Here is a 26,436-nt window from a genome sequence, read left to right on the forward strand (position 1 = left end):
ATCACTCGTCTTTCAGCGTCATCAAATAGGCCACCACATCTTCGACCTGTTGCGCCGACAAAAGCGGCGGCAGATCAGCCGGTGCGGCTTTGCCCGTAAAGGCGTCGCCCGGACGGGTGAACCCGTCGACCTTATAAAAGGCAGGCATAACAGTGCCGTCGAACGTCATTTTCGGATTGACCACCAGACCGCGCAATTCCGCCTCGGTCCAACGCGATCCCGCCCCGTCCAACAGCGGGCCAACTTCGCCGGGAAACGGCACATCGGCGTAATCTGTGGCGGCGTGACACGACACGCAGTTGCCAACGGATTTCGTGGTCATGATCGTGCGGCCTTCGGCCGGGTTGCCCGCAGTACCGGTCAGAGACTGCGCCACGGCGCCTTCCTCAAACTGAATGCTACCCGGGGCCACTTCGGCCATCGCTGCGCTTGCCGTAAGGCCCAGCGCAACAAAACAAGTTGCGATACGTTTCATGTCTCCTCCCAAAAGACTTGTGTGTCCTAAACTGTGCGACCTTCCGCATTTCTGCGGTATTGGTTTTGCATACCGTAGCGCACCATTTTGTCGCAGGGCAAGAACAAATTCAAAAAATCGAATTTTTCTGCGCTGCGGCAGGTGTAACACCATCATATCCCCCTATTCCTTCAGCTTCAAATGGCCTGCTTCCTGCTGAAGAACCACTTGACGCGCATGGTATTTTTGGAACGGCTCATCGCCCTCATAGCCATGCTCCAACACCCAGCTCATCATGTTGAACGTGGTGTATTTGCCAAAGGCGCCGGGCACGGTTACCACCGCCGCATCCTTGGCGGAGACACCTTCGGCCACCTCTTCGGGGAAATAGAGATTCGTCGGCGTGAACAGCGCCCCCCATTTTTGCACCATGTCTTTCTCCGGCAAGGTCTCGCCGTCAAAATCGGTCACTTCGATGTCGCCAAACATGTTGATTTGAATGACGAAAAAGTTGTCTTCGATCATCTTGGTGATCTCGGGATCGGGATAAACCTCTTCGTGCATCTTGGTGCAATAGATACAGCCGCGCTGTTCGATCATCACCAAAAGCCGTTTGCCTTCCGCATTGGCCTCGGCCAAATCATCGCGCAAATCTTTGAACGTGTCGCGTTGCCACGCGGTTTTGTGTAGCCCGTCATCGCCCATTTCAACCGCCAGAGCGGGAGAAAAGGCGAGTACAGAGAGGGTTGCGGCCATCATTGTGCGCCGTGCGATTTTCATCATTTTTAAAGACTCCCTTTTGATCCGATTTTAGCAAAGCTCGGGAAGGCTTCCAAAAGCCATGCCGCGATCACATTGACCGAATTTGTAACGATCAGCAGAGCGAACAGGATCAGGAACAGCCCCATCACCTTTTCCACTTTCGGCAAATGGCGACGGAATTTTGCGGCGAATTTGAGGAAAGGTTTAATGAAAAACGCCGCCACCACAAAGGGCGCCGTCATCCCAATCCCAAACACCACCATCATGATCAACCCGCGCAGCGCCGTCGCTTCATTCGACGCCATCATCACCACGCCAACCAAAACCCCGCCCACGCAGGGTGTCCACCCGGCAGCAAAGGCCAGCCCGACCACATAGGACGACCAGATGTTCATGTTCTTGGTGTCACCGGCCTGCATTTGGAATTGGCGGTTGAGAAATCCGATTCGGATGATGCCTAAAAAATGCAGCCCCATGACAAACACAATGGCAGCAGAGGCAAAGCGAAAAATGTCCTGATGGCTGCGAAACGCCTGCGACAGAGAAAAAGCGGCCGCGCCCAAAAGCACAAAGACCGTGATGATTCCGAGCGAAAACATCACACTTGATAACACGGCCCGGCGGCGCACGCCCGGAGCCAAATCGCCCTCGGCGTTGATTTCGCCCATCGAGGCCCCGGCCATATAGGACAGGTAAAACGGCACGATCGGCAGGATACAGGGTGAGAAAAACACCACCAACCCGCCCAAAAGGGCCGAGATAAAATTAACATCGAACATTCAGTCCTCCCTATGTGAATGTGGGGTCCATCGCCGGATCTGCCCTTTGGGCTTTTCCATGGCGCGACCCCTTCCCTCCCGTGTCACGAGTGATCCGTGACTTGTGTCATTCACATATTCAAATTAGGTTGTTTATGTCACACCCGTCAATTGGTATACATATGTTGACAAAAATTCTGGCTTCAACCGCCGCCCTGCTCGCATCGATTCTCTCCGCCTTTGCCACCGAATTGGTTATGGTGGAGCAAGACGGATGTGCCTATTGCGCCCGCTGGGATGCGGAAATTTCTGAAATTTATCCAAAAACGCCTGAGGGTAAATTTGCCCCCTTGCGTCGGGTGGATCTGCACGCGCCGCTGCCTGCGGACCTGACATTCACAGGCCCGGTGATCTTTACGCCCACTTTCGTTCTCGTGGAGGACGGGGTCGAACAGGGGCGGATTGAAGGCTATGCTGGTGACGAACTCTTTTGGGCGATGCTAACCATCACCCTACGCGATCATAGTGATTTTGAGATGAGTGATTTTGAGATCGAGACCACTCACACCACACAAACACCAAAGCCCTAAATCTCTTGGGAGGAGATCCAATGAAAACCCTTATTTTCGCCGCTATAACAGCCACTTGTGCACTCACAACCCCGATCTTTGCTCAGGACAGCGACGACGCGTTTGTCACCTTCAAAGTGCTCAAACCCGAGATCGCCCAAACCGCCGCCATGGCCGCGATGCAAAGCTGTCGCGAGGCGGGCTATCAGGTCGGTGTCATGGTCGTGGACCGGTTTGGCATTCCTCAGGTCTATCTGCGTGACCGCTATGCCGGGCTACATGTGTTTGAAACTGCGCGGCGCAAGGCCTGGACCGCCGTGTCTTTTCGCACCGATACGATGTCTTTGAGCGACCTTACAGAACCCGGCCAAATGATGGCCGGGATTCGCGAGTTGACAGAACCCCTTGCCTTAGGCGGAGGTCTTGTGATTGAAGCAGCAGGCTCTATAGTGGGCGGCATCGGCGTTTCTGGTGCCCCCGGCCCGGATATCGACGCAGAGTGTGCCCAAGCGGGCATTGACGCGATTATGGATGAAATCGCCTTCTAAAGGACAAAAGGGGTGGACACAGTGAATTCGCCTTTGCCGGTAATTTCTGAGACCATGTCGGACCACGACATGGACGTCATGATGGCCTCCGCCTGTGACGCGTCTCAGCTTTTGAAAGCGCTCTCGCATGAAGGTCGCCTGATGATCCTCTGTCATCTGGTCACGGGCGAGAAATCCGTCACCGAGTTGGAAGACCTCTTGTCCGCCCGCCAAGCCGCCGTGAGCCAACAACTTGCCCGGCTGCGTCTCGAAGGTCTGGTCACGCCCCGGCGCGACGGCAAAGCGATTTACTATTCCTTGACGGATGATCGCCCCAAACGCATCCTTGAAGTCATCTACGACATGTTCTGTTCGGTGGATGGCGGGAAAATGAAGCGCGGCTAAAGCCCCCTTCACGCTCCCGGTAGGGAGGGAGACCCCATGTTTGATCTATTAGACCCGGGGCTGCTTGCAGCTCTGATTGGTGGAGTCGGCGGCCTTGTCTTGGGGCTGGCCGCGCGTTTGGGGCGATTTTGCTCCATGGGCGCCATCGAAGACGCCCTGTACCAAGGCTCCGATCTGCGTGCCCGGCAATGGGGCGTGGCGCTTGGTGTGGCCTTGATTGGCACCTTCACCCTCATCGGTTTCGGCCTGTTCGATCCCGCCATGTCGCCCTATTTGGCCCTTAAATGGTATCCCATGGCCTCGATCACCGGCGGCTTGATGTTTGGCTATGGCATGGCGCTGGCGGGCAATTGCGGCTTTGGCGCATTGGCGCGTTTGGGCGGTGGCGATCTGCGCAATTTCGTCATTGTTTTGGTCATGGGGCTGGCGACATATGTCACGCTCAACGGCCCACTGGCCGAATTGCGCGTCACCCTGTTTCCGCCCCGCCCGGCCTCCGCCCTGCCCGGCTTTGCCCAGGCGGTTTCAGCGACGCTTGGCCTGCCAACCGTGGCCACCGGGATTGTCGCAGGTCTTGCCATCCTCACCCTCGCCCTCTCCTCTCGTGCCTTTCGCGCACAGCGGCGCTTGATCCTCTGGGGAAGCGCCGTGGGTCTGGCCATCGTCTCCGGTTGGGCCGGGACAAGCTGGCTCTCTTTGGCCACATTCGAGGCCGAACCCGTTGCCTCCCACACCTTCGCCGCCCCCATCGGTGACACGTTGTTTTACCTGATGACCTCGTCTGCCTCATCGCCCGGCTTTGGCGTGGGCTCGGTCATCGGTGTGCTTTTGGGCGCGGCCATCGGTTCGCTGATCAAAGGCCAGTTCCGCTGGGAAGCCTGCGAAGACCCGCGCGAATTGAAACGCCAGATCGGCGGCGCGGCTTTGATGGGCGTCGGCGCTGTGGTCGGCTTTGGCTGCACCGTCGGCCAAGGCCTTTCGGCCTTTTCCGTCCTGGCCTTCTCCGCCCCCGTGACCATCATCGCCATCATCATCGGCGCTGCCATCGGGTTGCGGCAATTGATCTATGGGTTTGCGTTTAGCCGCTGAGACGGCCCGGGCGCTCGTCGCGGTCTATGCGGAGGTTCGAGGTGTGGGACGAAACCGCCGTTGACGGTTCGCGAGGAAGGCTGCCAAACTGCCTCTCGTTTCTACCTCTCGAAAGATTTCATTTATGCTTACAAAACAACTCTTTTCGTTGCTGAAGACAAATCCAATACTCCATCCGACTGTTGTTCGCCAGATCACAGTATCTAATGGCACAATTACTATGGACCTGACTGGATTTCCATGGTGGCTTCCATCCGGAGACGCCAATTCAAAGGACACCATGTCGGCAACGATCGAATTCACGTCTGTATCCAGAGCGAATCTGACGGGACACTGCTTAAATCGCGATGTTTTTTGCGAAGATCTTGACACATTTGAAATATTTCAACTGGATCAAGTGTCTTGGAATAAAGGGAATATTTCTAGCGTATTCTGTTCGGAGCCAGTGCGCGACCCCATCTCAGTCTTCGCAGCCCTTGAAGGTTTTTTGATGGAGAGCGGATGTCCCTTTGATTGTTCGGAATTTTTCAATTGCGGCGAAACGATCAATGGTTTCGTTGATCTGACCAAGTCTGCCTCTTTCGAAATTGCAAAAGGGCCAAGCGCAATATGTGACGTGGTCTCCGAAGCTCTTGCGCAGCAAGGAGTGCGGCATACAACCACGAGATCAGAAAACAGATTTGCAACTGGATATATGATCCAATGGTGGGACGGATATTTTATCTGCGAAAGCGCAAATTTCAGCTATCATAACGACACGCACTGACTGATTGCGCTGGTCTCAAACCGGACTTTCACAGCACATCACAGACCAGTCGATGATCCCTATTCACATGCCCCCAAGTCAGAGGAACGCTCAGCCCCCCTCACCCCGGATCAACACCTGAAGGTCGGCCACATTCGTCCCGGTCAGCGCGCCTATGCGAAGGTTCGAGTGCGGACTTCGCTGCCTTTAATGCGTCTCGTCTTTTATCTGATCGACGCGGGTTGCATAAGTTGCATAGCGCCCCGGGAACAACTCTTCATAGAGAGGAAAGCCAATACCTAACGCATCAACCCAAAGGTCCCGCTCACCATCAAACTCGCACGCAAACAGTACGACATCCAAACATTCGATTTGAGCACCTTCATGGTCGAAAACGGTCAACCCGACCCAACGCTTTAGCGCAGGATCATTGTCTTGCTCCGGTGAAACCCTCGCTAGAAACTCTGAAAACCCTTCGCATGGCATGAAGCGGCCTTCTGCGCACCCCATGGCCGGATCGCCTTCTTCTAATGCAGAACGACCAATAAGCTTACCATCAAAGAAAATATGAAACATAGCTGAACCCGAATTGCTTGATTGCGACTAATCAACTTAGGGCCGTTGACTGCAAACGGGGCTTGGACGCCCCCTCACCCCCGGATCAACACCTGAAGGTCGGCCACATTCGTCCCGGTCGCGCCGATTTGCAACAAATCCCCTGCGGCCTCTAGCCCATGATAACTGTCATTGCGGGCCAGAACATCTTGCGGATCAAGCCCAGAGGCGCGCATTCGATCCAGCGTGCCGGGATCGACCATGCCGCCCGCCGCATCTGTTGGACCATCGCGCCCATCGGTGCCGCCCGAGAGAAACACATAGTCGCTAAGTCCCTGTTCTTCGGCCAAAACCGCCACACGCAGGGCCAGTTCCTGATTTCGCCCGCCCATGCCGTCTCCGGTCAATTTCACCGTGGTTTCGCCACCAAACAGGAAAATCCCCGGCTCGATCGCGCTCTCAACAATGGTGCGCGCCGCATCCGCGACATCGCCCTCAAGCGGGATCGGAAAGACATGAACCCCATGCGTCGCGCCGCCGCCCGCTTCGCGCGCCATGGCCGCCACCGATATTTTATTCGACCCGATCAACGCCACTTCACTCTCGGGCAAAGGCCCAAGATCGGGACGTGGGCGGGCCAGATAATCCGTCACGGCGGCGGGCAATTTGTCCCACAGATCAAGCTCTTGCAACATCTCAACCGCCTCTTCGCGGGTGCCAATGGGCGAAACCGTCGGCCCCGAGGCAATGGCGCGCAGATCGTCTGACACCACATCGGACAGCAACAGCGCCGTCACCTTTGAGGGCGCCGCCGCGCGCAAAAAACCACCGCCTTTGAGCCGCGAAAGCTGTTGGCGCACCAGATTCATCGCCACAATATCCGCACCCGAACCCAGCAAAAGCCGATTGACCTCCGCCTTATCCTCAAGCGAGACACCGGGCACGGGGGCGGGCAAAAGCGCCGAGCCGCCGCCCGAAATCAACGCCAAAACATCGCCCTTGGCATGGGCCAGCGCGTCCTCAATAAAAAGGGCGGCGCGGGCGCCTTCGAAATCGGGCACCGGATGCCCGGCTGCACGCACCACGGCCCCTTCCAAAGGTTTGGCATTCTCGTAATTGGTCACCACGATCACCCGCGCCGCATTGACTTGCCGCATCGCCGCCTCGGCCATGCTGCGCGCCGCCTTGCCAACCGCGATGATCAAAGGCGCGTTGAACCTGCGCCCCTTGAGGGCGTCTTCAACGGCATGGGCGGGATCGGCGCTCGCGACACCTGTGAGGAAAATCTCGCGGGCTTGCCGGCGCATCTGGTCCAGTTCTGTCATGGCTGGGGTCTCTGTTTGGGATTGTCTGTTTGGGAATGTCTGTGCTGCATCTGCATAGGCGGATGGTGTCACGATCAGACTGCGGCGTCCAGCACCCTTGCCAAGACGCCCGGATCAGACCAGATTCCCCCCAACACAACACAGAACGGACCCCGCCATGCAAGAGCTTCCCCTCACTCGCGATTTGGTCCTGATTGGTGGCGGCCACACCCATGCGTTGATCCTCAAACGGTGGGGCATGAAGCCCCTGCCCGGTGTGCGTGTCACGGTGATCAATCCGGGCGCGGTTGCCGCCTATTCCGGCATGTTGCCGGGGTTTGTCGCCGGTCATTATCAACGGCAGGATTTGGAACTTGATCTGTTGCGCTTGGCCCGGTTTGCCGGGGCGCGGGCGGTTTTGGGGCGCGCCACTGGCATTGATCGCGCGGCCAAGCTGATCCATGTCGAAGGCCGCCCCTCCATCGCCTATGATGTCGCCTCCATTGACATCGGCATCACCTCCGCCATGCCCGATCTGCCGGGCTTTGCCGATCATGGCATCGCCGCCAAGCCGCTTGAGGCCTTCGCCAGCCGGTGGCACACGTTTCGCGCCCGCGCGTTGCGTGGCGAGGTGGTGCCAGAGGTGGCGGTGATCGGCGGCGGGGTGGCCGGCGCAGAATTGGCCATGGCCATGGCCCATGCCTTGCGCGCGCTCCCTTCGGCCAAAGTCACTCTCATCGACCGCAGCGAGATCCTGTCCGAGTTGCGCCGCAGCACCCGCCGTGTCCTTTTGGACGCTTTGGCCACAACCGGCGTCGTCCTGCGTCCGCAGTCCGAGGTGGCCGAAATCGGTGCAGAGACGCTCACCCTGGGCGACGGGTCCACCCTGCCCTCCCGCTTTACCTTGGGGGCGGCGGGTGCGCGGCCTTATGACTGGTTGGCACAGACCGGGCTTGATTTGAGCGACGGTTTCGTCACCGTTGGCCCGAGCTTGCAAAGCTCCGACCCTATGATCTTAGCAGCGGGCGATTGCGCCCATATGGCCCATGACCCACGTCCCAAAGCCGGGGTGTTCGCCGTGCGTCAGGCCCCTGTGTTGTTCGACAACCTGCGCGCGCTTTTGTCGGAGCCCACCGAGCGCGCCGATCTGCGCGCCTATCATCCGCAAAACGACTATCTCAAACTGATCTCATTGGGGTCCAAATCGGCGCTTGCCGATAAGTCTGGCATCCGTATGTCTGGGCCAATGATGTGGCGGTGGAAAAACCATATTGATCGCGCATTCATGTCTAAACTCAAAGACTTATCTCCGATGATCGCAAAACCCTTACCAGACCGCGTGGCCTTGGGGTTGCGCGATGAGGTGGAGGGCAAAAAGCCGATGTGCGGCGCTTGCGGTGCCAAGGTCGGGGGCGATATTTTGACCCGCGTTTTGCACGCCTCGGATGGCACAGATCCGCGCCCGGATCGCGGTGACATTTTGCATTTGCCCGGCGATGACGCCGCGATTTTGACCCATGGCGACACTTGGCAAGTGGCCTCGGTCGATCACCTGCGCGCCTTTGTCTCCGATCCGGTGTTGATGACCCGCATCACTGCCACCCATGCGCTGGGTGACATCTGGGCGATGGGGGCAGCACCTCAGGCGGCTTTGACCGCGATCACCCTGCCACCTCTGAGCGCCGCGTTACAGGAACGCTGGCTCACTGAGATCATGCAGGTGGCGCAGGACATTTTTGCCGCGGAGGGCGCGCAGATCATCGGCGGGCATACATCTATGGGGGCGGAACTGTCGATGGGCTTCACCGTCACCGGCCTTTTGGACCGTCCGATCACACTCAAAGGTGCGCGTCCGGGCGATCAGATTATTCTGACCAAACCGATTGGCACGGGGGTGATGTTGGCGGCGGACATGGCGATGCAGGCCCATGGCCGCGACATGGAACGGGCCTATGCCTCGATGGTGCAAAGCTCGGGCGCCGCCTCGCGGATTTTGAATGCGGCCCATGCGATGACCGATGTGACGGGATTTGGACTGGCCGGGCATTTGCTTGGCATGTGCCGCGCCTCACATGTTGGCGCGCATCTGCGGCTCTCGGATGTGCCGCTTTTGCCGGGGGCTTTGGCACTGGCGAAAGCCGGGATGCGCTCGACCATTTTCCCCGCCAACCGCGCCTATGCCGTGGAGTATCAAGGGCCAGAGACCGCCCGTGCCGATCTGTTGTTTGATCCGCAAACGGCGGGTGGGTTGTTGGCAACCGTGTCGCCGATGCGGGCGGAGAAAATCCTCAGCGCTTTGCGCGAGGCGGGCTATCCCGCTGCGATCATTGGCGAAATCACGGAAACTGTGGGCATCCTCTCGGTGACGGAGTGACCCTGATCAGAGCGCGTTGAGCCGCGCAACGATCCGCGCGGCAGCCGCCGACCGCGCGGTCTCGCTCATGTCCAAAAGATCAATCTGCGCCAAACTCTCATGGGCATAGCGCGCCCGAGATTTCTCATATCGCGGGTCGTAATGATGCGCCATCAACGCCTCCGCCAGTTCGACAAATGCCCCGTCCTGCGCCATTGCGCGCCACGCATCAATGCGCTCATAGCCCTGCAACGGCACAAGCTGATCCAGGCGCTGATCCATCTGATCGCGATCCGCCACAAGATCGGCATAGGCCGCGGCCAAATACCCGGCCCGCGCGGCCAGCGTGGCGTTTACCTCGATCCGGGGAGCGGCGCACATGGCGGCCCAAAGCATGGACGGCAGGTTGCGCGCGCCAATGCGCGAGCTTTCCGCCTCGACCAAGATCGGGCGGCTCGGATCAAGCGCAGCGAGCGCAGTGGCCAGCGCGGTTTCAAAGCCTTTTTGCGAGGGCTGCGCCCCCATCGTGCCAAAAATAGACCCGCGATGATGAGCCAGAGATTCGAGGTCCAAAACCTGCCCTCCTCGCCTCTCAACCCTTTGAAGAATATCCGTTTTCGCAGTCCCCGTATTGCCATCCAACAAGACGATCCGGTGCGGTAAGGCATGATCGTACAGCGCCTCCACCACCAGCCTGCGCCAGGTTTTATAGCCGCCCTCCAACACCTCAACCCGCCAGCCGATCTGTTTTAAAATCGAGGCAAAAGAGTTCGATCTTTGCCCGCCGCGCCAACAATAGACCAGCGGTTGCCAGCCGCCGTCCTTGTCCGCAAGCGGCCCTTCGATATGGCTGGCGGCATTGCGCGCGACCATGGCAGCACCGAGTTTGCGGGCCAAAAACGGCGACTGTTGTTTGTAAATCGTGCCCACTTCGGCGCGTTCAAGGTCATTCAACACGGGTAAATTGATCGCGCCTGGGATGTGATCCTCGGCAAATTCCAAGGGCGCGCGCACGTCGATGACCGTGTCAAACGGCGTATCCAAGAGTGTCTTGAGACTGGAAAATGGGCTATTCATTCCCCCTTTTAGCGCCAGATCAAGGGCGAGAACAGCGACAAGATCGTGCGGCGTTTGACCTCTGCCGCATCGCTTGGGGTCAAGTCCGAAATAGAGGCGAAAAAACACACCCCTTTTGTGCAAAAATGCCCCCCAAGCGTTTGACCTCAGAGGCATTTTACCGCAACCTGAACAGGACGATTTTCCCATGAAATATGGGAAATCTGCTGTTTTTCGATGTGCGGGGCAGGCCTCGCTCATCGTGCCCTTGTGACATAACGCGATAGATACATTCGCACCGGGAGGAGACCCCATGAAAACGCGCGCAGCCGTGGCCTTTGAGGCCAAGAAACCGTTGGAAATTGTTGAACTTGACCTTGAAGGCCCGAAGGCCGGCGAAGTTTTGGTTGAAATCATGGCGACCGGCATTTGCCACACCGACGCCTATACGCTCGACGGATTGGACAGCGAGGGATTGTTCCCTTGCGTGTTGGGGCACGAAGGTGCGGGCATTGTGCGTGAAGTCGGTGCGGGGGTTAAGTCCGTGAAACCCGGCGATCACGTCATTCCGCTTTACACGCCCGAGTGTCGCGAATGTAAATCTTGCCTCTCTGGCAAAACCAACCTCTGCACCTCGATCCGCGCCACCCAAGGCAAGGGGGTGATGCCCGACGGCACCTCGCGGTTCAGCTACAAAGGCGAAACGCTGTACCATTACATGGGCTGTTCGACCTTTTCGAACTTCACCGTTTTGCCGGAAATCGCGCTGGCGAAAATCCGCGACGACGCCCCGTTTGACAAAGCCTGTTACATTGGCTGCGGCGTGACCACCGGCGTCGGGGCAGTAACCAACACCGCGAAAGTCGAAGTCGGGTCGAACGTGATCGTGTTCGGTTTGGGTGGCATCGGCCTGAACGTGTTGCAAGCCGCGCGCATGGTTGGCGCAGATAAAATCATCGGCGTCGACATCAATGACGACAAAGAAGAATGGGGCAAACGCTTTGGCATGACCCATTTCGTCAACCCGCTCAAAGTCGAAGGCGACATCGTCCAACACCTTGTTGAGTTGACCGACGGCGGCGCGGATTACACCTTTGATTGCACCGGCAACACCACGGTGATGCGCCAAGCACTTGAGGCCTGTCATCGCGGTTGGGGTGTTTCGACCGTGATCGGCGTGGCCGAAGCGGGCAAGGAAATCTCCACCCGCCCGTTCCAATTGGTCACCGGACGCGTGTGGCAAGGCTCGGCTTTTGGTGGCGCGAAGGGGCGCACCGATGTGCCGAAAATCGTCGATTGGTACATGAACGGCAAGATCGAGATTGACCCGATGATCACCCATGTTCTGACCTTGGATGAGATCAATACAGGTTTTGATCTGATGCATGCGGGCAAATCGATCCGTTCGGTCGTGGTGTTCTGATGACGCTTGGAACCGTTTCAACCAACACGGCCTTCGGTGGCACGCAGGGGGTTTACACCCACCCGTCCACCGAGACCGGAACGGAAATGACCTTTTCCGTTTTCGTGCCAGATCACGCGCCGGGGGAAAAACTCCCGGTGCTTTGGTATCTTTCGGGCCTGACCTGCACCCATGCCAATGTCACCGAAAAGGGTGAGTTTCGCGCGGCTTGTGCTGAACATGGCGTGATTTTCGTTGCCCCCGACACCAGCCCTCGTGGCGAGGGCGTGCCGGACGATGCCGATGGCGCTTATGATTTTGGTCTGGGCGCGGGGTTTTATGTCAACGCGACGGAAGAACCATTTGCCAAAAACTATCGGATGCAGGCCTATATCGAAACTGAACTGCCCGATCTGATCGCGGCCAATTTCCCCGCCGATATGACGCGTCAGGGCATCACCGGCCATTCGATGGGCGGGCACGGCGCGTTGACCATCGCGCTACGCAATCCGGATCGGTTCAAATCCGTCTCCGCCTTTGCGCCGATCGTCTCGCCGCTGAATTGCCCTTGGGGCGAAAAGGCGCTCACGGGCTACATCGGTGCGGATCGCGCCGATTGGCGCGCCTATGATGCCTGCGCTTTGATCGAAGATGGCGCCTCTGTCCGCGATATTCTGGTCGATCAGGGCACCGGGGATAATTTCCTCGAAGGTCAGTTGAAGCCCGAGTTGCTACAAGCGATCTGTGACGCCAAAGGTCAAAAGCTGACCCTGCGGATGCAGGAGGGCTATGATCACAGTTACTATTTCATCTCAACTTTCATGGCCGATCACGTCGCGTGGCACGCCGCGCGGATGTAACGTTTTGGGGCCGCATCACAACACGGTTGCGGCCTCAATCACCAACGGATCAAGCCCCTGCCCGCCTTCGGCCAAATAGGCGCGCAGTTGCGCAATCATCCGTGGTTCCCAAAAATCTTTAATGTGCTGTGCCACGCCGCGCGCCTGATCCACCCCCGGTTGGGTGTTGAAAAACGCGGCAATTTGATTGGCCATCAAGATCATTTTATCATTGGTCACAGAACGGTTTCCTTTCCTGTCTGCGCATGGGCATAGGGCACAATCGCCTCGCGCCGGATCACGCAAAGCGTCATGCCACAACGCCCGGCCAAATCGACCGCCGCCCGTGTCGGGCTTGAGAGGCTGAACAATCCGCGCAGGCCCACGCGCGCGCATTTTTGCACCAAATCGACCGAAAGCCGCGAGGTGATCAACACCGCGCCTTTGCTCAGATCGCGATCCCCAAGCGCGCCGATGAGTTTGTCCAACGCATTGTGCCGCCCGACATCTTCGCGCAGCGTCACCAATCCCGTGGCGTCAAAAAACCCCGCCGCATGCATCGCGCCCACGTCTTCGCGCCGTTTCTGTCCGGCGGTCAACGCCGCAAGCGCCGCACGGGCGTGATCCATCAGGCCCGGCTCCATCGGTGCAACCTGTCCGGGAAAGGCACTCGCCTGCGCCAGACTGTCGATGCCACAAAGGCCACAACCGACGGGACCAACGGCGGCGCGACGGCGCGCATCCACGGCCTGCGCGCGCTCCTCAGGGATGCGCCCACGCACCTCAAAGCCGGTCTCATGCCGGATCGCCGTCACCTCTGTGACCTCTGAGCCGCGGGTCACGATGCCCTCAGAGCAGGCAAATCCGCGCAAGAAATCCGGCAAATCAAACGGCGATGCCATCATCACCGCCGCCGTCGAGCCATTGAACACCAGCGCCACGGGTTGTTCCTCCGGCAGGGCATCCACTGTCATGGGGGCCCCGGACTTGGAGGTGGTGACGCCACTCATTCGGCCGCCGCAATCCGGCGGGATTTTTCCGCCTGTGCCGAATAGGTTTGTTGCCATTCGCTCGGCCCGTTTGAGGCCGCAACCTGCACCGCTGTCACCTTATATTCCGGGCAATTGGTCGCCCAATCGGAATACTCCGTGGTGATGACATTGGCCTGTGTGTCGGGGTGGTGGAAGGTGGTATAGACCACGCCGGGGCTGACCCGATCCGTCACTTTGGCGCGCAGCGAGGTTTCGCCCGACCGCGAGGCCAAGCGCACCCAATCGCCATCCTTGAGGCCGCGATTTTCGGCGTCATGCGGATGGATTTCCAACAGGTCTTGGTCATGCCAAAGCGAATTCTTGGTCCGCCGGGTTTGCGCGCCGACGTTATATTGGCTCAGAATCCGCCCGGTGGTCAGCAACAGCGGAAAGCGCGGCCCGGTTTTCTCGTCGGTCGGGATATATTCGGTGACGATGAACCGCCCCTTGCCGCGCATGAACCCGTCGACATGCATCAGAGGCGTCCCAATCGGATGCTCCTCATTACAGGGCCATTGCACCGAGCCTTCGGCCTCCAAAAGCGCATAATCAACACCGGCAAAAGAGGGCGTGGTGGCGGCGATCTCATCCATGATTTCCGCCGGATGCGTGTAGGTCCAGCGCCCGCCACCGGTTTCCTTCAACACAGCATTGGCCAGCATTTGGGTGACTTCCCAATCGGCATAGCCGTTTTTCGGCGCCATGACTTTACGCACCCGGTTGATCCGGCGTTCGGCGTTGGTGAAAGTGCCGTCTTTTTCCAAAAACGTCGATCCGGGGAGGAACACATGGGCGTAATTGGCGGTTTCGTTGAGGAACAGATCATGCACGATGACACAGTCCATCGCCGCAAGCCCCGCTGCCACATGTTTGGTGTCCGGGTCCGATTGCAGGATGTCTTCGCCCTGACAATAAAGCCCCTTAAAGGTCCCATCGACCGCCGCATCCAACATATTCGGAATGCGCAGGCCCGGTTCCGCGTCCAAACTGACGCCCCACACCCGTTCAAACATCTGCCGCGCCTCATCCGTTTTGACATGGCGGTAGCCCGGAAATTCATGCGGGAAAGAGCCCATATCGCAGGAGCCCTGAACGTTGTTTTGACCGCGAAGCGGGTTCACCCCCACGCCTTCGCGGCCGATATTGCCGGTCATCATCGCGAGGTTGGCGATGGCCATGACGGTGGTGGACCCTTGGCTGTGCTCCGTCACGCCAAGCCCATAATAGATCGCGCCATTGCCACCCGTCGCAAAAGCCCGCGCAGCCTGCCGCAGCGTTTCGGCGGAGACACCTGTGAGCGCCTCTGTGGCTTCGGGCGCGTGGCGATCTTCGCTGATAAAGGCTTTGTAATCCTCCCAAGCGTCAAGATCACAGCGCGCGTTGATGAACGTCTCGTCCATCAGCCCTTCGGTCACGATGACATGCGAGAGGGCCGAGACCACGGCGACGTTGGTGCCGGGTCTGAGCGGCAGGTGATGCCCCTCGCCCATATGTGGCGTCTGCAAAAGATCAATCCGACGCGGGTCCACCACAATCAGTTTCGCGCCCTGACGCAGACGTTTGCGCAGGCGCGAGGCAAAGACCGGATGGCCATCCGTCGGGTTTGCGCCGATGACGATGATCACATCTGATTTCTCAACGGAATCAAAATCCTGCGTGCCCGCAGAGGTGCCGAATGTTTGGCCTAACCCATAGCCCGTTGGCGAATGGCACACGCGCGCGCAGGTGTCGGTGTTGTTGTTGCCAAACACCGCGCGGGTGAGTTTTTGCACCAGATAGGTTTCCTCATTGGTGCAGCGTGACGAGGTGATCACGCCGATGCTCTTTTGGCCGTATTTGGCCTGAAGCCCGACGAGTTTCTTGGCGGCAAAGCCAAGCGCCTCCTCCCAGGACACCTCTTTCCATGGCTGATCAACGCTGTCGCGGATCATCGGGTTGAGGATGCGATCCGAATGCGAGGCATAGCCATAGGCAAAGCGCCCTTTGACACAGGAATGCCCCCGGTTCGCCTTGCCATGTTTATAGGGCACCATGCGGACCAATTGATCGCCCTGCATCTCCGCCTTGAAGCTACAACCGACGCCACAATAGGCGCAGGTGGTCACCACCGAACGGTCCGGCGTGCCCAGTTCAATGACGGATTTCTCCTGCAAGGTCGCGGTCGGGCAGGCCTGAACACAGGCACCGCAGGACACGCAATCGGAGGCCATGAAATTCTCCGCGCCGACCGCAACGCGGCTGTCAAAGCCCCGGCCTTCGATGGTCAGGGCGAATGTCCCCTGAACCTCTTCGCAGGCCCGCACACAGCGGTTGCAGACGATACATTTGGAGGCGTCATAGGTGAAATACGGGTTGCTGTCGTCTTTTGGCAGCCATTCGGGATTGGCCGCCCCCGACGTATCGCGCGCCTCGAAATGGTTGGCCAGTGGCGCGCTTTCCGGCGCTTTATAGCGCACATCGCGCAGGCCCACAGCCCCGGCCATATCCTGCAATTCACAATCATTGTTGGCGGCACAGGTCAGACAATCCAGCGGGTGATCGGAAATATAAAGCTCCATCACCCCCTTGCGCAGCTTACGCAGTTTCGCGGTTTGTGTGTGGACTTTCATCCCGGCGTGAACCGGCGTGGTGCAGGACGCGGGCGTGCCTCTGCGCCCGTCGATCTCGACCGCACAGAGGCGGCAAGACCCAAAGGCCTCAAGACTGTCAGTGGCGCATAATTTCGGCACCTGGATGCCCGCCTCACTGGCCGCGCGCATCACCGATGTGCCCGCAGGCACGGTAATCTCCATGCCGTCGATGGTCAAAGTGACCGGCGCGCCGGTGGCGGCGGGGGTGCCACGATCCGTCTCATCCTGAATGCCATTGCCCCACGCCCCAGCCTGTCCGGGGATGATGAAATCTTTCATTCTGCGGCCTCCTTGTGCGGGGCGAAATCTTCGGGGAAATGTCTGAGCGCGGACATCACCGGAAAGGGCGTGAAGCCGCCCAAGGCGCAAAGCGAGCCATCGGTCATCACCTCGCAGAGATCCGTGAGCAACGCGATTGCACCCGCGTCGCCTTCGGCAATCCGATCAATCGTCTCAACACCGCGCACCGCACCGATCCGGCAGGGCGTGCATTTGCCACAGCTTTCCACCGCGCAAAATTCCATCGCAAACCGCGCCATCGACAGCATGTCGGCGCTGTCATCAAACACCACAATCCCGGCATGTCCGATGAGCGCCTTTTGCCCGTCGAATTCTTCATAACCAAAGGGTGTGTCAAACTGATCCGGGTGCAGATAGGCCCCCAAAGGCCCACCGACCTGCACCGCCTTGACGGGCCGTCCAGAGGCGGTGCCCCCCGCAACTGTATTGACCAATTCGCCCAATGGCATGCCAAATGCGGTTTCAAACAGTCCACCAAATTGCACATTTCCTGCAATCTGGATCGGCATCGTGCCTTTTGAGCGACCAAGGCCAAACCCCGCATAATGCGCGGCCCCCTTGGCAAAAATCACCGGCACTGTGGCCAGAGAGATCACATTGTTGACCACGGTCGGGCGGCCCAAAAACCCCTCCAACGCGGGCAAAGGCGGCTTGGCACGGACCACGCCACGTTTGCCTTCAAGCGAGTTGAGCAACGAGGTCTCTTCGCCGCACACGTAAGCCCCAGCCCCAGTGCGGACCTCCATGTCAAACGCCTTGCCAGAGCCGAGGATGTCCACGCCCAAAACGCCCGCAGCGCGCGCAATTTCGACCGCGCGGGACATGACGGCGATGGCGTCCGGGTATTCGGAACGGATGTAGATATAGCCTTTGGTGGCGCCACAGCCGATCCCGGCGATGGCCATGCCTTCGATCAAGGTAAACGGGTCGCCTTCCATAATCATCCGGTCGGCAAAAGTGCCGCTGTCGCCTTCGTCAGCATTGCAGACGATATATTTTTGCGCCGCATGGGCCAAACGCACCGTGTCCCATTTGATCCCGGTCGGAAAGCCCGCGCCGCCACGTCCGCGCAGGCCGGAGAGTTTGACCTCATCAATGATCGCGTCTTGCGACATGGCAATGGCGCGCTTGAGGCCGGCGAGGCCCCCATGGGCCTCATAATCCGCGATGGAAAGCGGGTCGATGACGCCACATCGGGCAAAGGTCAGGCGGGTTTGACGGGCGAAAAACGGGATGTCTTCAACCGAACCCAGCGCCTCAACGCGACCGTCCAAAAGAGCCGCCGCATCATCTGGGGCAATCGGACCATAGGCCAGACGCACACCGTTTTTCTCAATCTCAACAAGCGGTTCAAGCCAGATCATGCCGCGCGTACCATTGCGGATGATCTCGACCTCAAGACCGCGATTTTGCGCCTCGACCATGAGCGCGTCAGCCACCTCATCGGCACCCAACGCCTTGGCGGCGCTGTCTCGGGGGACATAAATCCTCATGCGCCGACCTCCGCCAAAACCACATCCAAACGGGTGTCACTGACCCGACCGATCACCTTGCCGTCCACCATCGCGGCGGGCGCGCAGGCGCAAAGACCAAGGCAATAGACCGGCTCAACGGTGACCGCGCCATTGGCGGTGGTGCCGTGCCAGTCCACACCCAGTTTTTTGAGCAACCGCTCCGCCATGGCGGTCGCCCCCATCGCTTGACAGGCCTCGGCCCGACAAATTTTCAACACATGTTTGCCCGACGGGCAGGCGCGAAAATCATGGTAAAACGACAGCACGCCTTTGAGTTCGGCGCGGGTGATTTTGAGCGCGGCACAGAGCGGCGCGTGAGCGGTCTCGGGGACATAGCCATAGACCTCTTGCAGCGCATGCAGCATTGGCAAGAGCGGGCCTTCGAGCGTCAAAAACGGGCGGATCACCGCCTCAATTTCGGATGCATCAGGCGGCGTCAGATCGGACTGGGCTGGCATTCGGGTGCGCATGGCTGGCCTCTTTGGTCATTTCCACCACAAGACCCGAGCGACACACAAAAGGTCAATATCGCTATTCCGTCAACTGATAGAAATTTCCTATCAAACTGCCCCCGTTTCCGCCCGTATCCGCCGCGCCTCGGCCAACAGCGCCTCAATCACTGGTGTGTGGGGCGCGCGTTGTGGCACGACGAGGCCAACCGTATGGCTCTCCCGGCCCTCTTTCCCACTCATCGGCACCAAGGACAGCCCCTTGCCCACCGCCAAAAACCGCGCGATGTCATCGGGCAGGACCGTGATCCACTCCCCCGTCGCCACATTGGCGATCAGGGCGAGGATCGAGTTGGATTCGATCTGCGCTTCGGGCGCAATGCCCGCGCGCATGAAGGCTTGGTTGATGATCCGGCGGTTTTGCATGTCCGGGGTCATCAGCGCCAGTTTTTGCCCATTCAGCTCACCCCAATCCACTTCTATGCGGCTGGCAAAGGGTGACGTCTTGGCACAGACCAACATCAAGCGCTCTTGGCCCAAGGCCTCGGTTTCGACCCGGCCCATCGGTTCGTTGTCCAGATAAGACAGGCCCGCGTCGATCTCGAAATTCTCCAACATCGCCAAAATATCCCGCGAGGGGCGCGACAGGATGACAAAGCGCACTTTCGGGTGTTTGCGACTGACCGCATCGGCCAATTTGGCAACCAGGTTCAGCGCCGTTGGGATCACCGCAATGCGAAGCTGACCGGACAGCCCATGCCGGGTCGAGCGCATTTCCTCGCGCAACTGTCGCGCGTCCCCCGTGATCCGCCGCGCCCAATCCAAGGCCCGCGTTCCCTCCGGCGTCAACCCGCCATAGCGCGAACCGCGAAAGATCAGTTGCACACCCAGTTGATCCTCCAACTGTTTGATCCCCGCCGAGAGCGTCGGTTGGGTGATGCCAAGGCTCACGGCTGCGCGGCCAAAATGATGTTCGCGCGCCACCGCGATAAACATGTCGAGCTTGTCCAGCATGATAGAAATTTCCAATCGCTTTGCGCTAAAGTGATGGAAAACACCCCGTTAGACAATGAAAATCCCAAGACAAAATCCCGAGACCATGAAAATCCCTCAGCTTGACCGCGCGTGTCAGGAATCAGGCCATGCGTTTACCATTCCGGCGGCGAAACCGGCGAAACCGGGGGTGCCGCCGGGATTTGGCTTTGACGTCAATGCACGGCACGCAGTTGGCGGGCGATGGTGAATTTTCTCTCTGAGGTCTTCAGATAGACCTGAGCGCCCCCGTTTGACACCGAGTAGCAGAGGTGCGACCTTTTAAAGAGACACACGGGACAATTGACTATGAGTACGCAAATTTTCCAAATTCTCATCACCGATGGCCCCGTGGATGACCAGCGTTTTTCGCCCTCGCTGACACAAAACATCGCCTCATTCAAAACGATCTACCCTCAGGCCAGCTATCACCTCTACACGCATGAAGAGATTTCCGACTATCTGGCCTCCGCCTTTCCAGCCGAGGTGGCTGAGGCCTATCACGCGTTGATCCCCTTTGCGTTCAAGGCCGACCTCGCCCGCTACTGTCTTTTGTATGACAAAGGCGGGATTTATTCGGATCTCTCGCATTTGCACATGCGAGCCATTGAACCAGACTCTGGCAAAACCCTTGTGGTGTTTCGCGACATCATGGGACATCCGTCATGGGCCACCAGCAATGCACTTATTCATGCGGCCCCGAACCTTCCGGTGTTCCAGCGGGCTATTGAGCGGATCGTCTCGCATCATCGATCAGGGTATCACGGGCAATCGACCCTGGATGTCACCGGGCCCTACCTGTTTGGCCGTGTGCTTTCGGAGGGGGAGGATTGGACGACAACGCAATTCGGAGAGTCCCGCCTGATCTCGCGCGAACCATCGGGACGCGCCAATATCGTCAAAATGATGCCCAGCGGTGCCATTGTCTCCCTGCGCAATAAGGAAAAGGACTCGTCTATCGACGAAATGGTCGAGGGCCATGCGAACAACTACGCGCGGCTGTGGAAGAAAGGGCAAATCTGGGGCGACCGCAGCAAACCGGGACTGTTTAAACGCGGACCCAGTCGGCATTTAGGGCGTCCTTAAAACAAAGTCTTTCGACACTGCGGCACCTTCGGGCTACACTTGCCGGATAAAATGGCTCAAAAAGGGGATGTGATATGCCAAATCCTTCTGTAGACGCACTGAAGCAAGATGGGGTGTGCTGCCTCAAGGCAGTCTTCCGTCCAGACGAGGTCGCCCATTTTCGCGATAAGGTTTTGCAAAACCTAGATCAGATGGGACGAACACGAAGCGCCAGCCATTCGCACCACCTCGCGGGGTTTCATCGGTTTCCCACCTTTGCCAAACTTCACGCGGAATTGGCCACCCATCCGACCGTCACGGCATTTCTGTCACACGTCTTTGATCAAGACCCGTATCTTTCGATCGGTCTGAGCGACATCACCGTCAATCGCTCGCAACATTGGCACACAGATTTATTGCGCGGCCCTTACGCCCAGCATTTAGAAGGCATCGATCCTTGGGCGCCCACTGTCGGCCCCTGCATCAAAGTGTTGCTCTATTTACAGCCCGGCAAAAGCCTGCGCATTGTACGTGGGTCCCACCTCTCTCCCACGCCGCTTGATGACGCGGCTCTCGAACAGCTCGCCCAATCTGAGACTGTCGATCGGCTTGAACTTGAAACCGGTGACGTGGTGATGATGGACCTGAGGGCATTGCATCGCGGCTCCACCGACGAGGAAATGGCGGCAACGGCAGGAGGGGCGCAATCGAAAATCCTGATGTCCACCGTTTTCGCGCCGCTCTCCTCCCCCCTCTCGCAGGCCATTCAGGTTGGAAACGCACATCGCATGGTCGATTGGGACCGGCGGCATTTGCTATGAGCCGCGCTTAGGGAATTTCGATCATCTTGCGCTCATATTGCGCCTGATCGGATGTGCCATCGTCAAAGATCACATTCACCGACACGGTTTGCACCGATCCGGGCGCGAACATCACCAAAATGCTGTCGAGGCTTTCCGCCTTCAGAGCATTCGGTTGCGCGGTATCACCGTAACAAGGTTCGGCCTTGAACGGCACCATGTCACCGCCATTGACCGCATAAAAAATCTCGCTCACACCGCAACGCCACGACAAAAGATTGGTGAAATACAAAAGGTCTTGGCCGTCATAGCTGCGCACCGCGACCCATTGCGGTTTGGTCGCTTGCAAAATCGGCTTAACTTCCGCCGCTGTGGTGAAATTTTCAGCCATTGCGGGGGCGTGGGCACCAAAGGTGGCCGCGAAAAGTAGAAGAGTGGTGATGACGGGCCTCATGGAAACAATCCTTTTGCAAACAAGGGAATTAGCACCTTTTGATACACAGCGAACCACCGTATAGTCCGACGAACAGGTGCCCTCCCGATCAGATCAAAGTAGTGCGTATGACCAGTAAGCCTCAAAATCCCACTCCATTCAATATTGTCATCGTCGGCCAAAACGGTCGCTTGATGTATGAGGCTCTGCTGTTCGCGGCCTCTCTGCGTGCCTCGGACCCGGAGTTCAAAGGCCGGCTGTTTATCGCCGAACCGCAACCGGGCGCGCTTTGGAATGGCGATCCGCGGATGAAACAATCCGATGCGCTGGAGGCGTTCAAACGCCTTGATGCGGAGATCCTGCCGTTTGAATCGCGCCATTTCGGCCAGGCCTACCCCTATGGCAATAAAATCGAGGCGCTGTTTGCCTTGCCCAAGGGCGAGCCTTTCGTGTTTTTCGACAGTGACACGCTGATCACCGGGCCGCTCTCCGCAGTGCCGTTCGATTTTGACCGTCCCTGCGCCAGTCAAAAGGTCGAAGGCACCTGGCCACAAATCGAACTCTACGGGCCGGGTTATGGCGAGATTTGGAAATCGCTCTATGACAAATTCGGGTTGGAGTTTGAAACCACGCTCGATCTCGATCAACCGGACGAATATTGGCGCCGCTACCTCTATTTCAACGCGGGTTTTTTCTTTTACTCATGTCCGCATGAATTTGGTCAGCGGTTCTTGGACTACGCCCTCGCCATTCGCGATGATCCGCCCCAAGCCGCAGCGCTTCAGACCTTTGATCCTTGGCTCGATCAGGTCGCTTTGCCCTTGGTGATCCATTCCTTTGGCGGTGCGCGCACCACCTTGCCAGAGAACACGCTCGATGGCGCGATCTCGTGCCATTACCGCACTTTCCCGCTGCTCTTTGCCCGCGAAAGCGATCACGCGGTTGACGTGCTGCGCGAGATTTCTTCGCCCAACTGGATCAAAAAGGTGCTCAAAGAATATGAGCCAATCAAACGCTTGGTCTATCAGCCCAAAGGCGAAAAAATCCGCGCCATGTTTGATCGCGACCATTTGCCCCGGCGCGAACAGATGATCCGCAATCAAATCAAAAAAGCCGGGCTTTGGATGCGCTAAGGCGGGTTTGACTCGGGCGGGGCTGAGGCACGGTCCTCCCGGCGGGGCGGCAAGAGTTCGCCCGCCGCAGCACCACGGCCAAATCCGGGGTCGGTTTCGCTTTGCACCATCCAAAAGCTGCGTTAGGGTGCCTCTCGAACCGCGTCAAACCGAGCCAGTCCCCGGAAATGAAACCGAATTTTGCCCTCAACCTAAGCCATGATGGCATCGTTCTGTTGCACCGCGCCTCCGCCGGGTGGCATCAGATGGGCGAGGTCGCACTGGACGCCCCCGACATGGCCAAAGAGCTGGCCGAGCTGCGGCGCACCGCCACCGCTGTCTCGACCGCCGGTCTGGCCACCAAACTGGTCATCCCGAACAGTCAAATCCTCTATCGCAGCCTGCCCGATCCCGGCGGTTCAGACAGAGCGCGCGAGACCGCTATTCGCGCCTCTCTTGAGGGCGCGACCCCCTATGACTTGACCGATTTGGTTTGGGATTGGGTGGTGACATCCGGCACCATCCAAGTCGCGATCGTTGCCAAGGAAACCCTTGAAGAAGCTGAATATTTCGCAACGGAGCATCGGTTCAACCCGGTGTCTTTTGTCGCTCTGCCCGCGGCTGAATCCTATCTGGGCGAGCCGTTTTTTGGCCGCGCCAAAGCCGCCGACGATTTGGTCGGGGCAAAGACACGGATTGAACCGGACGTTGACGCGATTACGATTTTGGCGCATCGCGAGGTGGAGCCTGCGCCCGTTCCCGAACCTGTTCCTGCGCCCGTTCCTGCCCCTGCGCCCGAACCCGCAGCGATTGCCGATATAGACGAGGGCCAGACGGCTGAAGAGACGGCTGATGTTGCCCCCAAACAGGCAGAGCAGATCGAAACACCTGCCCCGCGACACGAGCCGGAACCCGCGTTTGAGCCTGAGGATGTGACGGCCCCCGACAGGCTTGAGGCCAATCTGCTTACACCCGAGGCACAAGAGCCAAAGGTCACCCCGCCTGATACGCCAGACACAGCTGACGCTTTCAGAGCCGCGACGCCCGAAGCGCCCTCTTCGTTTCAATCCCGTCGCGCTTTGGGTGCCGCACCGGCTGACAATCCTGAGGCCCTGTCGGGTGTGCCACGTGTGTCGGCCCAGCCGCTGCGGGTCCTGGCCGATGTGCACAAATCCCCTGAGGTCACATCCGCACAGATGCCCAACGTGGCGGCCCCTGCCTCTACCCCTACCCCTGCCCCCGCGCCGCAAGACCATCCGCATATCGCGGTGCATGTGCCTGTGACCTCGGGCGACCTGCCTTTGGCCCCGGACGACAGCGCGCCCAAACCCAAACCGATCAAGCCGCGCAAAACCGGGCCTTTGCCGGAACCGCCCCCCATGCCCGCGCCCCTGCCTGCACAGACGCGACCGTCCCCCGCGTCGCCTTCTGATAAACCCAGCAAAGCGGCCGCGACCCTTGGCAAGCTCAAAACCCTCTCAGTGCGCGCCGCGCAAAAGGCAAAACCTGCCGTCACAAAGGCCAAAACCGAGCTTGCGACCCCCGCGAAGAAAAGCACCAAAGGCTTTAGCACCACCGATATCCTCACTGCACCTGTCGCTCAGAACGGCGGTGACGACACGGCGATGAGGCCGCTTTCAGATCGCGCCGCGGGTCTCGACTCGGTTGACAACACGCGCGATGAAGCCGAGGCGATGACCGTCTTCGGTGCCCGCCGCCGCAACCGCGAGGCCGCGCGCAAACCGCGTCGCCTTGGGTTGATCCTGACCGGGGCGTTGGTGGCGTTGCTCTTGTTGGTTGGTCTGATTGCCGGGCTTTTGCCAACGTCTGAAACCTCAGAGACACCCGCCGAGACCAGTGCAACGGAGTCTCTCCCCGACGACGAGCCAACTGTACCCAACACGGCTCTGGTCGAAGCCGATCCCGCGTCTGACACGGCGGGGACGGCTCCCGCATCTGACGCGGTGGGGACGGTCGAAACCGATGTGGCTGACGAAGAGGCGGAATTGACGCCTGAGCTTTTGGAAGAGGCCTCCCGCCCTGCCCCGCTTGGCACTGTGGATGAGGCGCCCCAAACCGATCTGGCGGATCTCACTGCTGATTATGCCGCGACCGGCATCTGGCCGCTGGCCCCCGATGCGGGGGACGGCGCGGTTGTGGAAGACAGCGTGGATGACGTCTACGTCGCCTCGATCGATCCCGGCATCCAGTCGCAAGATGCGGGGGCTTTGGTCGATGTGGCCCGCCATCAAGGCGACGTGCCACCACGCGCGGCCCCCACGCCTGCGCCTTTTGGCACACGCTATGACTATGATGATGCCGGGTTTATCCGTGCCACACCCGAGGGGACCGTGACACCGGATGGCACGGTGATTTATGCCGGACGTCCCGCAATTGTCCCCGGTGCCCGCCCCGGCAGCGCCGTGAATGAGGCGGTGGAAACCGCACTCAATCCGGCCCCTGTGGCGGCGGATGATCCGGTGCGTTTGGCGCTTGCTGAATTCCGCCCCAAATTGCGCCCCGAGGCCTTGGTTGAGAACAATGAAAAGGCCAATCTGGGTGGTATCACCCGCGCGCAACTGGGTGGGTTCCGGCCAAAATTCCGCCCGGCTTCCGCTCAGGAACAAGCCGCCCAAGAGGCGATTGTGGCCGGGGCCAACGCCCCCGCACCGACCGCGCCGGTCGTGGTTGCCTCTTTGATCCCGAAAGAGCGCCCAAAAGATTTCTCAAAACTCGCCGCTGCCGCCGCAGCCGCAGCGGCTGCCGCCGCCATTGCCACCGATGAGGGCACAACGAAAACCTCCGCCGCCTCGACCGTCACGGCGCGTGTACCCGATAGCAAAATCCCGTCCAGCGCCCCCACCACCGTGGCGCGCGCCGCGACGGTGAAAAATGCGATCAACCTGCGCGCCTTGAACCTGATGGGCGTCTATGGCTCCAGTTCAGATCGCCGCGCCCTTGTGCGTCTGCCATCTGGGCGTTTTGCCAAGGTCAAGATCGGTGACAAGATCGACGGCGGACGGGTGCAATCCATTGGCTCTGACTCTCTGACCTATGTGAAAAACGGCCGTTCGATCACACTTGAGGTTGCGGGCTAAGGCACAGCAGCGCCGTTTGCCCGATTGCGGACATTTGGCGGGTTTGCGACGATTTAAATGCCCTCAGCGCAACAATCTTTTGGAAAATGGCCACGCGCTCTTGTCGCGCGCGCGCAGGCCTATACCTCTTAGATCAAACAGACACACCCCAGAT

General features: G+C 59.0%; 25 protein-coding genes. 12 read left to right on the forward strand and 13 right to left on the reverse strand.

The features are described from left to right. Position 1: 1 nt before the first annotated feature. From soxX to BLT54_RS02680, 3 genes are all read right to left on the reverse strand, one after another. Positions 2 to 475, reverse strand: coding sequence for a sulfur oxidation c-type cytochrome SoxX (soxX, locus tag BLT54_RS02670; RefSeq protein WP_074640760.1), 474 nt, complete (start codon positions 473 to 475; stop codon positions 2 to 4). A gap of 162 nt (positions 476 to 637) precedes the next feature. After that, positions 638 to 1,237, reverse strand: coding sequence for a thioredoxin family protein (locus BLT54_RS02675; protein WP_176832811.1), 600 nt, complete (start codon positions 1,235 to 1,237; stop codon positions 638 to 640). A gap of 2 nt (positions 1,238 to 1,239) precedes the next feature. Then, positions 1,240 to 1,995 (reverse strand): cytochrome c biogenesis CcdA family protein, encoded by a 756-nt coding sequence (locus tag BLT54_RS02680; RefSeq protein ID WP_074640762.1) that lies wholly within the window; start codon positions 1,993 to 1,995, stop codon positions 1,240 to 1,242. A 161-nt stretch (positions 1,996 to 2,156) separates the two neighbouring features. Here BLT54_RS02680 and BLT54_RS02685 point away from each other — a divergent pair, with 161 nt between their 5' ends. The 5 genes from BLT54_RS02685 (at position 2,157) to BLT54_RS22095 (ending at position 5,330) form a co-directional block, all read left to right on the forward strand. Beyond that, a complete protein-coding gene (locus BLT54_RS02685) occupies positions 2,157 to 2,564 on the forward strand; it encodes a thioredoxin domain-containing protein (protein ID WP_074640764.1) in 408 nt (135 codons plus the stop codon). 20 nt (positions 2,565 to 2,584) lie between these two features. Next, entirely contained in the window at positions 2,585 to 3,091 is a 507-nt protein-coding gene (locus BLT54_RS02690; RefSeq protein ID WP_074640766.1) for a GlcG/HbpS family heme-binding protein, read from the forward strand. Between the two features lie 54 nt (positions 3,092 to 3,145). Continuing rightward, positions 3,146 to 3,475: an ArsR/SmtB family transcription factor gene (locus tag BLT54_RS02695; RefSeq protein WP_074641471.1), complete on the forward strand. Its 330-nt coding sequence runs from the start codon at positions 3,146 to 3,148 to the stop codon at positions 3,473 to 3,475. Between the two features lie 36 nt (positions 3,476 to 3,511). Next, positions 3,512 to 4,564, forward strand: coding sequence for a YeeE/YedE family protein (locus tag BLT54_RS02700; RefSeq protein WP_074640768.1), 1,053 nt, complete (start codon positions 3,512 to 3,514; stop codon positions 4,562 to 4,564). Between the two features lie 124 nt (positions 4,565 to 4,688). After that, complete coding sequence (locus BLT54_RS22095; RefSeq protein ID WP_143026718.1) at positions 4,689 to 5,330, forward strand: hypothetical protein; 642 nt, start codon at positions 4,689 to 4,691, stop codon at positions 5,328 to 5,330. Positions 5,331 to 5,516: 186 nt separating this feature from the next. Here BLT54_RS22095 and BLT54_RS02710 read toward each other — a convergent pair whose 3' ends face one another. Continuing rightward, entirely contained in the window at positions 5,517 to 5,885 is a 369-nt protein-coding gene (locus BLT54_RS02710) for a hypothetical protein (RefSeq protein WP_143026719.1), read from the reverse strand. A 74-nt stretch (positions 5,886 to 5,959) separates the two neighbouring features. After that, the gene (locus BLT54_RS02715) at positions 5,960 to 7,189 is read right to left on the reverse strand and encodes a glycerate kinase type-2 family protein (RefSeq protein WP_074640774.1); all 1,230 of its coding nucleotides are present in this window, start codon (positions 7,187 to 7,189) and stop codon (positions 5,960 to 5,962) included. A gap of 157 nt (positions 7,190 to 7,346) precedes the next feature. On the opposite strand from BLT54_RS02715, the gene selD reads away from it, so the two are divergent. Beyond that, the gene (gene selD / locus BLT54_RS02720; RefSeq protein ID WP_074640776.1) at positions 7,347 to 9,542 is read left to right on the forward strand and encodes a selenide, water dikinase SelD; all 2,196 of its coding nucleotides are present in this window, start codon (positions 7,347 to 7,349) and stop codon (positions 9,540 to 9,542) included. A 6-nt stretch (positions 9,543 to 9,548) separates the two neighbouring features. Here the strand turns inward: selD and mnmH are convergent, their stop codons facing one another. Further along, positions 9,549 to 10,598 carry a tRNA 2-selenouridine(34) synthase MnmH gene (gene mnmH, locus BLT54_RS02725; RefSeq protein ID WP_074640778.1) on the reverse strand — a complete coding sequence of 350 codons (1,050 nt, stop codon included), beginning with the start codon at positions 10,596 to 10,598 and terminating at the stop codon, positions 9,549 to 9,551. A 292-nt stretch (positions 10,599 to 10,890) separates the two neighbouring features. Between mnmH and BLT54_RS02730 the strand changes: the two genes are divergently transcribed. Both BLT54_RS02730 and fghA read left to right on the forward strand, forming a co-directional pair. Next, the gene (locus tag BLT54_RS02730; protein WP_074640781.1) at positions 10,891 to 12,000 is read left to right on the forward strand and encodes an S-(hydroxymethyl)glutathione dehydrogenase/class III alcohol dehydrogenase; all 1,110 of its coding nucleotides are present in this window, start codon (positions 10,891 to 10,893) and stop codon (positions 11,998 to 12,000) included. Beyond that, on the forward strand, positions 12,000 to 12,839 hold the full coding sequence (fghA, locus tag BLT54_RS02735; protein ID WP_074640783.1) for an S-formylglutathione hydrolase: 840 nt from the start codon (positions 12,000 to 12,002) through the stop codon (positions 12,837 to 12,839). Before BLT54_RS02730 ends, fghA begins: the two co-directional genes overlap by 1 nt. 15 nt (positions 12,840 to 12,854) lie before the next feature. On the opposite strand, the gene BLT54_RS02740 is transcribed toward fghA, so the two are convergent. From BLT54_RS02740 to BLT54_RS02765, 6 genes are all read right to left on the reverse strand, one after another. Beyond that, a complete protein-coding gene (locus BLT54_RS02740) occupies positions 12,855 to 13,058 on the reverse strand; it encodes a formate dehydrogenase subunit delta (RefSeq protein ID WP_074640785.1) in 204 nt (67 codons plus the stop codon). Next, positions 13,055 to 13,792: a formate dehydrogenase accessory sulfurtransferase FdhD gene (gene fdhD, locus BLT54_RS02745; protein WP_245707936.1), complete on the reverse strand. Its 738-nt coding sequence runs from the start codon at positions 13,790 to 13,792 to the stop codon at positions 13,055 to 13,057. The genes BLT54_RS02740 and fdhD overlap by 4 nt, the downstream gene beginning before the upstream one ends. Before the next feature lie 32 nt (positions 13,793 to 13,824). Further along, positions 13,825 to 16,758 (reverse strand): formate dehydrogenase subunit alpha, encoded by a 2,934-nt coding sequence (gene fdhF / locus BLT54_RS02750; protein WP_074640789.1) that lies wholly within the window; start codon positions 16,756 to 16,758, stop codon positions 13,825 to 13,827. Next, positions 16,755 to 18,272 carry a formate dehydrogenase beta subunit gene (locus BLT54_RS02755; protein ID WP_074640791.1) on the reverse strand — a complete coding sequence of 506 codons (1,518 nt, stop codon included), beginning with the start codon at positions 18,270 to 18,272 and terminating at the stop codon, positions 16,755 to 16,757. The genes fdhF and BLT54_RS02755 overlap by 4 nt, the downstream gene beginning before the upstream one ends. Then, on the reverse strand, positions 18,269 to 18,763 hold the full coding sequence (locus BLT54_RS02760; RefSeq protein WP_176832812.1) for a formate dehydrogenase subunit gamma: 495 nt from the start codon (positions 18,761 to 18,763) through the stop codon (positions 18,269 to 18,271). Before BLT54_RS02760 ends, BLT54_RS02755 begins: the two co-directional genes overlap by 4 nt. 90 nt (positions 18,764 to 18,853) lie before the next feature. Further along, on the reverse strand, positions 18,854 to 19,756 hold the full coding sequence (locus BLT54_RS02765) for a LysR family transcriptional regulator (protein ID WP_074640793.1): 903 nt from the start codon (positions 19,754 to 19,756) through the stop codon (positions 18,854 to 18,856). Between the two features lie 327 nt (positions 19,757 to 20,083). Here BLT54_RS02765 and BLT54_RS02770 point away from each other — a divergent pair, with 327 nt between their 5' ends. Both BLT54_RS02770 and BLT54_RS02775 read left to right on the forward strand, forming a co-directional pair. Beyond that, the gene (locus BLT54_RS02770) at positions 20,084 to 20,860 is read left to right on the forward strand and encodes a glycosyltransferase family 32 protein (protein ID WP_074640795.1); all 777 of its coding nucleotides are present in this window, start codon (positions 20,084 to 20,086) and stop codon (positions 20,858 to 20,860) included. 74 nt (positions 20,861 to 20,934) lie between these two features. Further along, positions 20,935 to 21,660 carry a phytanoyl-CoA dioxygenase family protein gene (locus BLT54_RS02775; RefSeq protein WP_074640797.1) on the forward strand — a complete coding sequence of 242 codons (726 nt, stop codon included), beginning with the start codon at positions 20,935 to 20,937 and terminating at the stop codon, positions 21,658 to 21,660. Positions 21,661 to 21,667: 7 nt separating this feature from the next. Here the strand turns inward: BLT54_RS02775 and BLT54_RS02780 are convergent, their stop codons facing one another. After that, positions 21,668 to 22,093: a hypothetical protein gene (locus BLT54_RS02780; RefSeq protein WP_074640800.1), complete on the reverse strand. Its 426-nt coding sequence runs from the start codon at positions 22,091 to 22,093 to the stop codon at positions 21,668 to 21,670. Positions 22,094 to 22,200: 107 nt separating this feature from the next. Here BLT54_RS02780 and BLT54_RS02785 point away from each other — a divergent pair, with 107 nt between their 5' ends. Together BLT54_RS02785 and BLT54_RS02790 are read left to right on the forward strand one after the other, a co-directional pair. Continuing rightward, a complete protein-coding gene (locus BLT54_RS02785; RefSeq protein WP_074640802.1) occupies positions 22,201 to 23,205 on the forward strand; it encodes a hypothetical protein in 1,005 nt (334 codons plus the stop codon). Between the two features lie 167 nt (positions 23,206 to 23,372). Further along, positions 23,373 to 26,282: a hypothetical protein gene (locus BLT54_RS02790; protein WP_074640804.1), complete on the forward strand. Its 2,910-nt coding sequence runs from the start codon at positions 23,373 to 23,375 to the stop codon at positions 26,280 to 26,282. Positions 26,283 to 26,436 lie beyond the last annotated feature (154 nt).

This window comes from Celeribacter baekdonensis (assembly GCF_900102315.1).
GTDB lineage: Bacteria > Pseudomonadota > Alphaproteobacteria > Rhodobacterales > Rhodobacteraceae > Celeribacter > Celeribacter baekdonensis.

Coding starts and splice junctions, on each gene's coding strand:
- BLT54_RS02775 (WP_074640797.1), top strand. CDS start 20,935: ATGCCAAATCCTTCTGTAGACGCACTGAAGCAAGATGGGGTGTGCTGC.
- BLT54_RS02675 (WP_176832811.1), bottom strand. CDS start 1,237: ATGATGAAAATCGCACGGCGCACAATGATGGCCGCAACCCTCTCTGTA.
- selD (WP_074640776.1), top strand. CDS start 7,347: ATGCAAGAGCTTCCCCTCACTCGCGATTTGGTCCTGATTGGTGGCGGC.
- fdhF (WP_074640789.1), bottom strand. CDS start 16,758: ATGAAAGATTTCATCATCCCCGGACAGGCTGGGGCGTGGGGCAATGGC.
- BLT54_RS02685 (WP_074640764.1), top strand. CDS start 2,157: ATGTTGACAAAAATTCTGGCTTCAACCGCCGCCCTGCTCGCATCGATT.
- BLT54_RS02760 (WP_176832812.1), bottom strand. CDS start 18,763: ATGCGCACCCGAATGCCAGCCCAGTCCGATCTGACGCCGCCTGATGCA.
- soxX (WP_074640760.1), bottom strand. CDS start 475: ATGAAACGTATCGCAACTTGTTTTGTTGCGCTGGGCCTTACGGCAAGC.
- BLT54_RS02755 (WP_074640791.1), bottom strand. CDS start 18,272: ATGAGGATTTATGTCCCCCGAGACAGCGCCGCCAAGGCGTTGGGTGCC.
- BLT54_RS02765 (WP_074640793.1), bottom strand. CDS start 19,756: ATGCTGGACAAGCTCGACATGTTTATCGCGGTGGCGCGCGAACATCAT.
- BLT54_RS02770 (WP_074640795.1), top strand. CDS start 20,084: ATGAGTACGCAAATTTTCCAAATTCTCATCACCGATGGCCCCGTGGAT.
- mnmH (WP_074640778.1), bottom strand. CDS start 10,598: ATGAATAGCCCATTTTCCAGTCTCAAGACACTCTTGGATACGCCGTTT.
- BLT54_RS22095 (WP_143026718.1), top strand. CDS start 4,689: ATGCTTACAAAACAACTCTTTTCGTTGCTGAAGACAAATCCAATACTC.
- BLT54_RS02790 (WP_074640804.1), top strand. CDS start 23,373: ATGAAACCGAATTTTGCCCTCAACCTAAGCCATGATGGCATCGTTCTG.
- BLT54_RS02690 (WP_074640766.1), top strand. CDS start 2,585: ATGAAAACCCTTATTTTCGCCGCTATAACAGCCACTTGTGCACTCACA.
- BLT54_RS02700 (WP_074640768.1), top strand. CDS start 3,512: ATGTTTGATCTATTAGACCCGGGGCTGCTTGCAGCTCTGATTGGTGGA.
- BLT54_RS02785 (WP_074640802.1), top strand. CDS start 22,201: ATGACCAGTAAGCCTCAAAATCCCACTCCATTCAATATTGTCATCGTC.
- BLT54_RS02780 (WP_074640800.1), bottom strand. CDS start 22,093: ATGAGGCCCGTCATCACCACTCTTCTACTTTTCGCGGCCACCTTTGGT.
- fdhD (WP_245707936.1), bottom strand. CDS start 13,792: ATGACAGTGGATGCCCTGCCGGAGGAACAACCCGTGGCGCTGGTGTTC.
- BLT54_RS02680 (WP_074640762.1), bottom strand. CDS start 1,995: ATGTTCGATGTTAATTTTATCTCGGCCCTTTTGGGCGGGTTGGTGGTG.
- BLT54_RS02695 (WP_074641471.1), top strand. CDS start 3,146: ATGTCGGACCACGACATGGACGTCATGATGGCCTCCGCCTGTGACGCG.
- BLT54_RS02715 (WP_074640774.1), bottom strand. CDS start 7,189: ATGACAGAACTGGACCAGATGCGCCGGCAAGCCCGCGAGATTTTCCTC.
- BLT54_RS02710 (WP_143026719.1), bottom strand. CDS start 5,885: ATGTTTCATATTTTCTTTGATGGTAAGCTTATTGGTCGTTCTGCATTA.
- fghA (WP_074640783.1), top strand. CDS start 12,000: ATGACGCTTGGAACCGTTTCAACCAACACGGCCTTCGGTGGCACGCAG.
- BLT54_RS02730 (WP_074640781.1), top strand. CDS start 10,891: ATGAAAACGCGCGCAGCCGTGGCCTTTGAGGCCAAGAAACCGTTGGAA.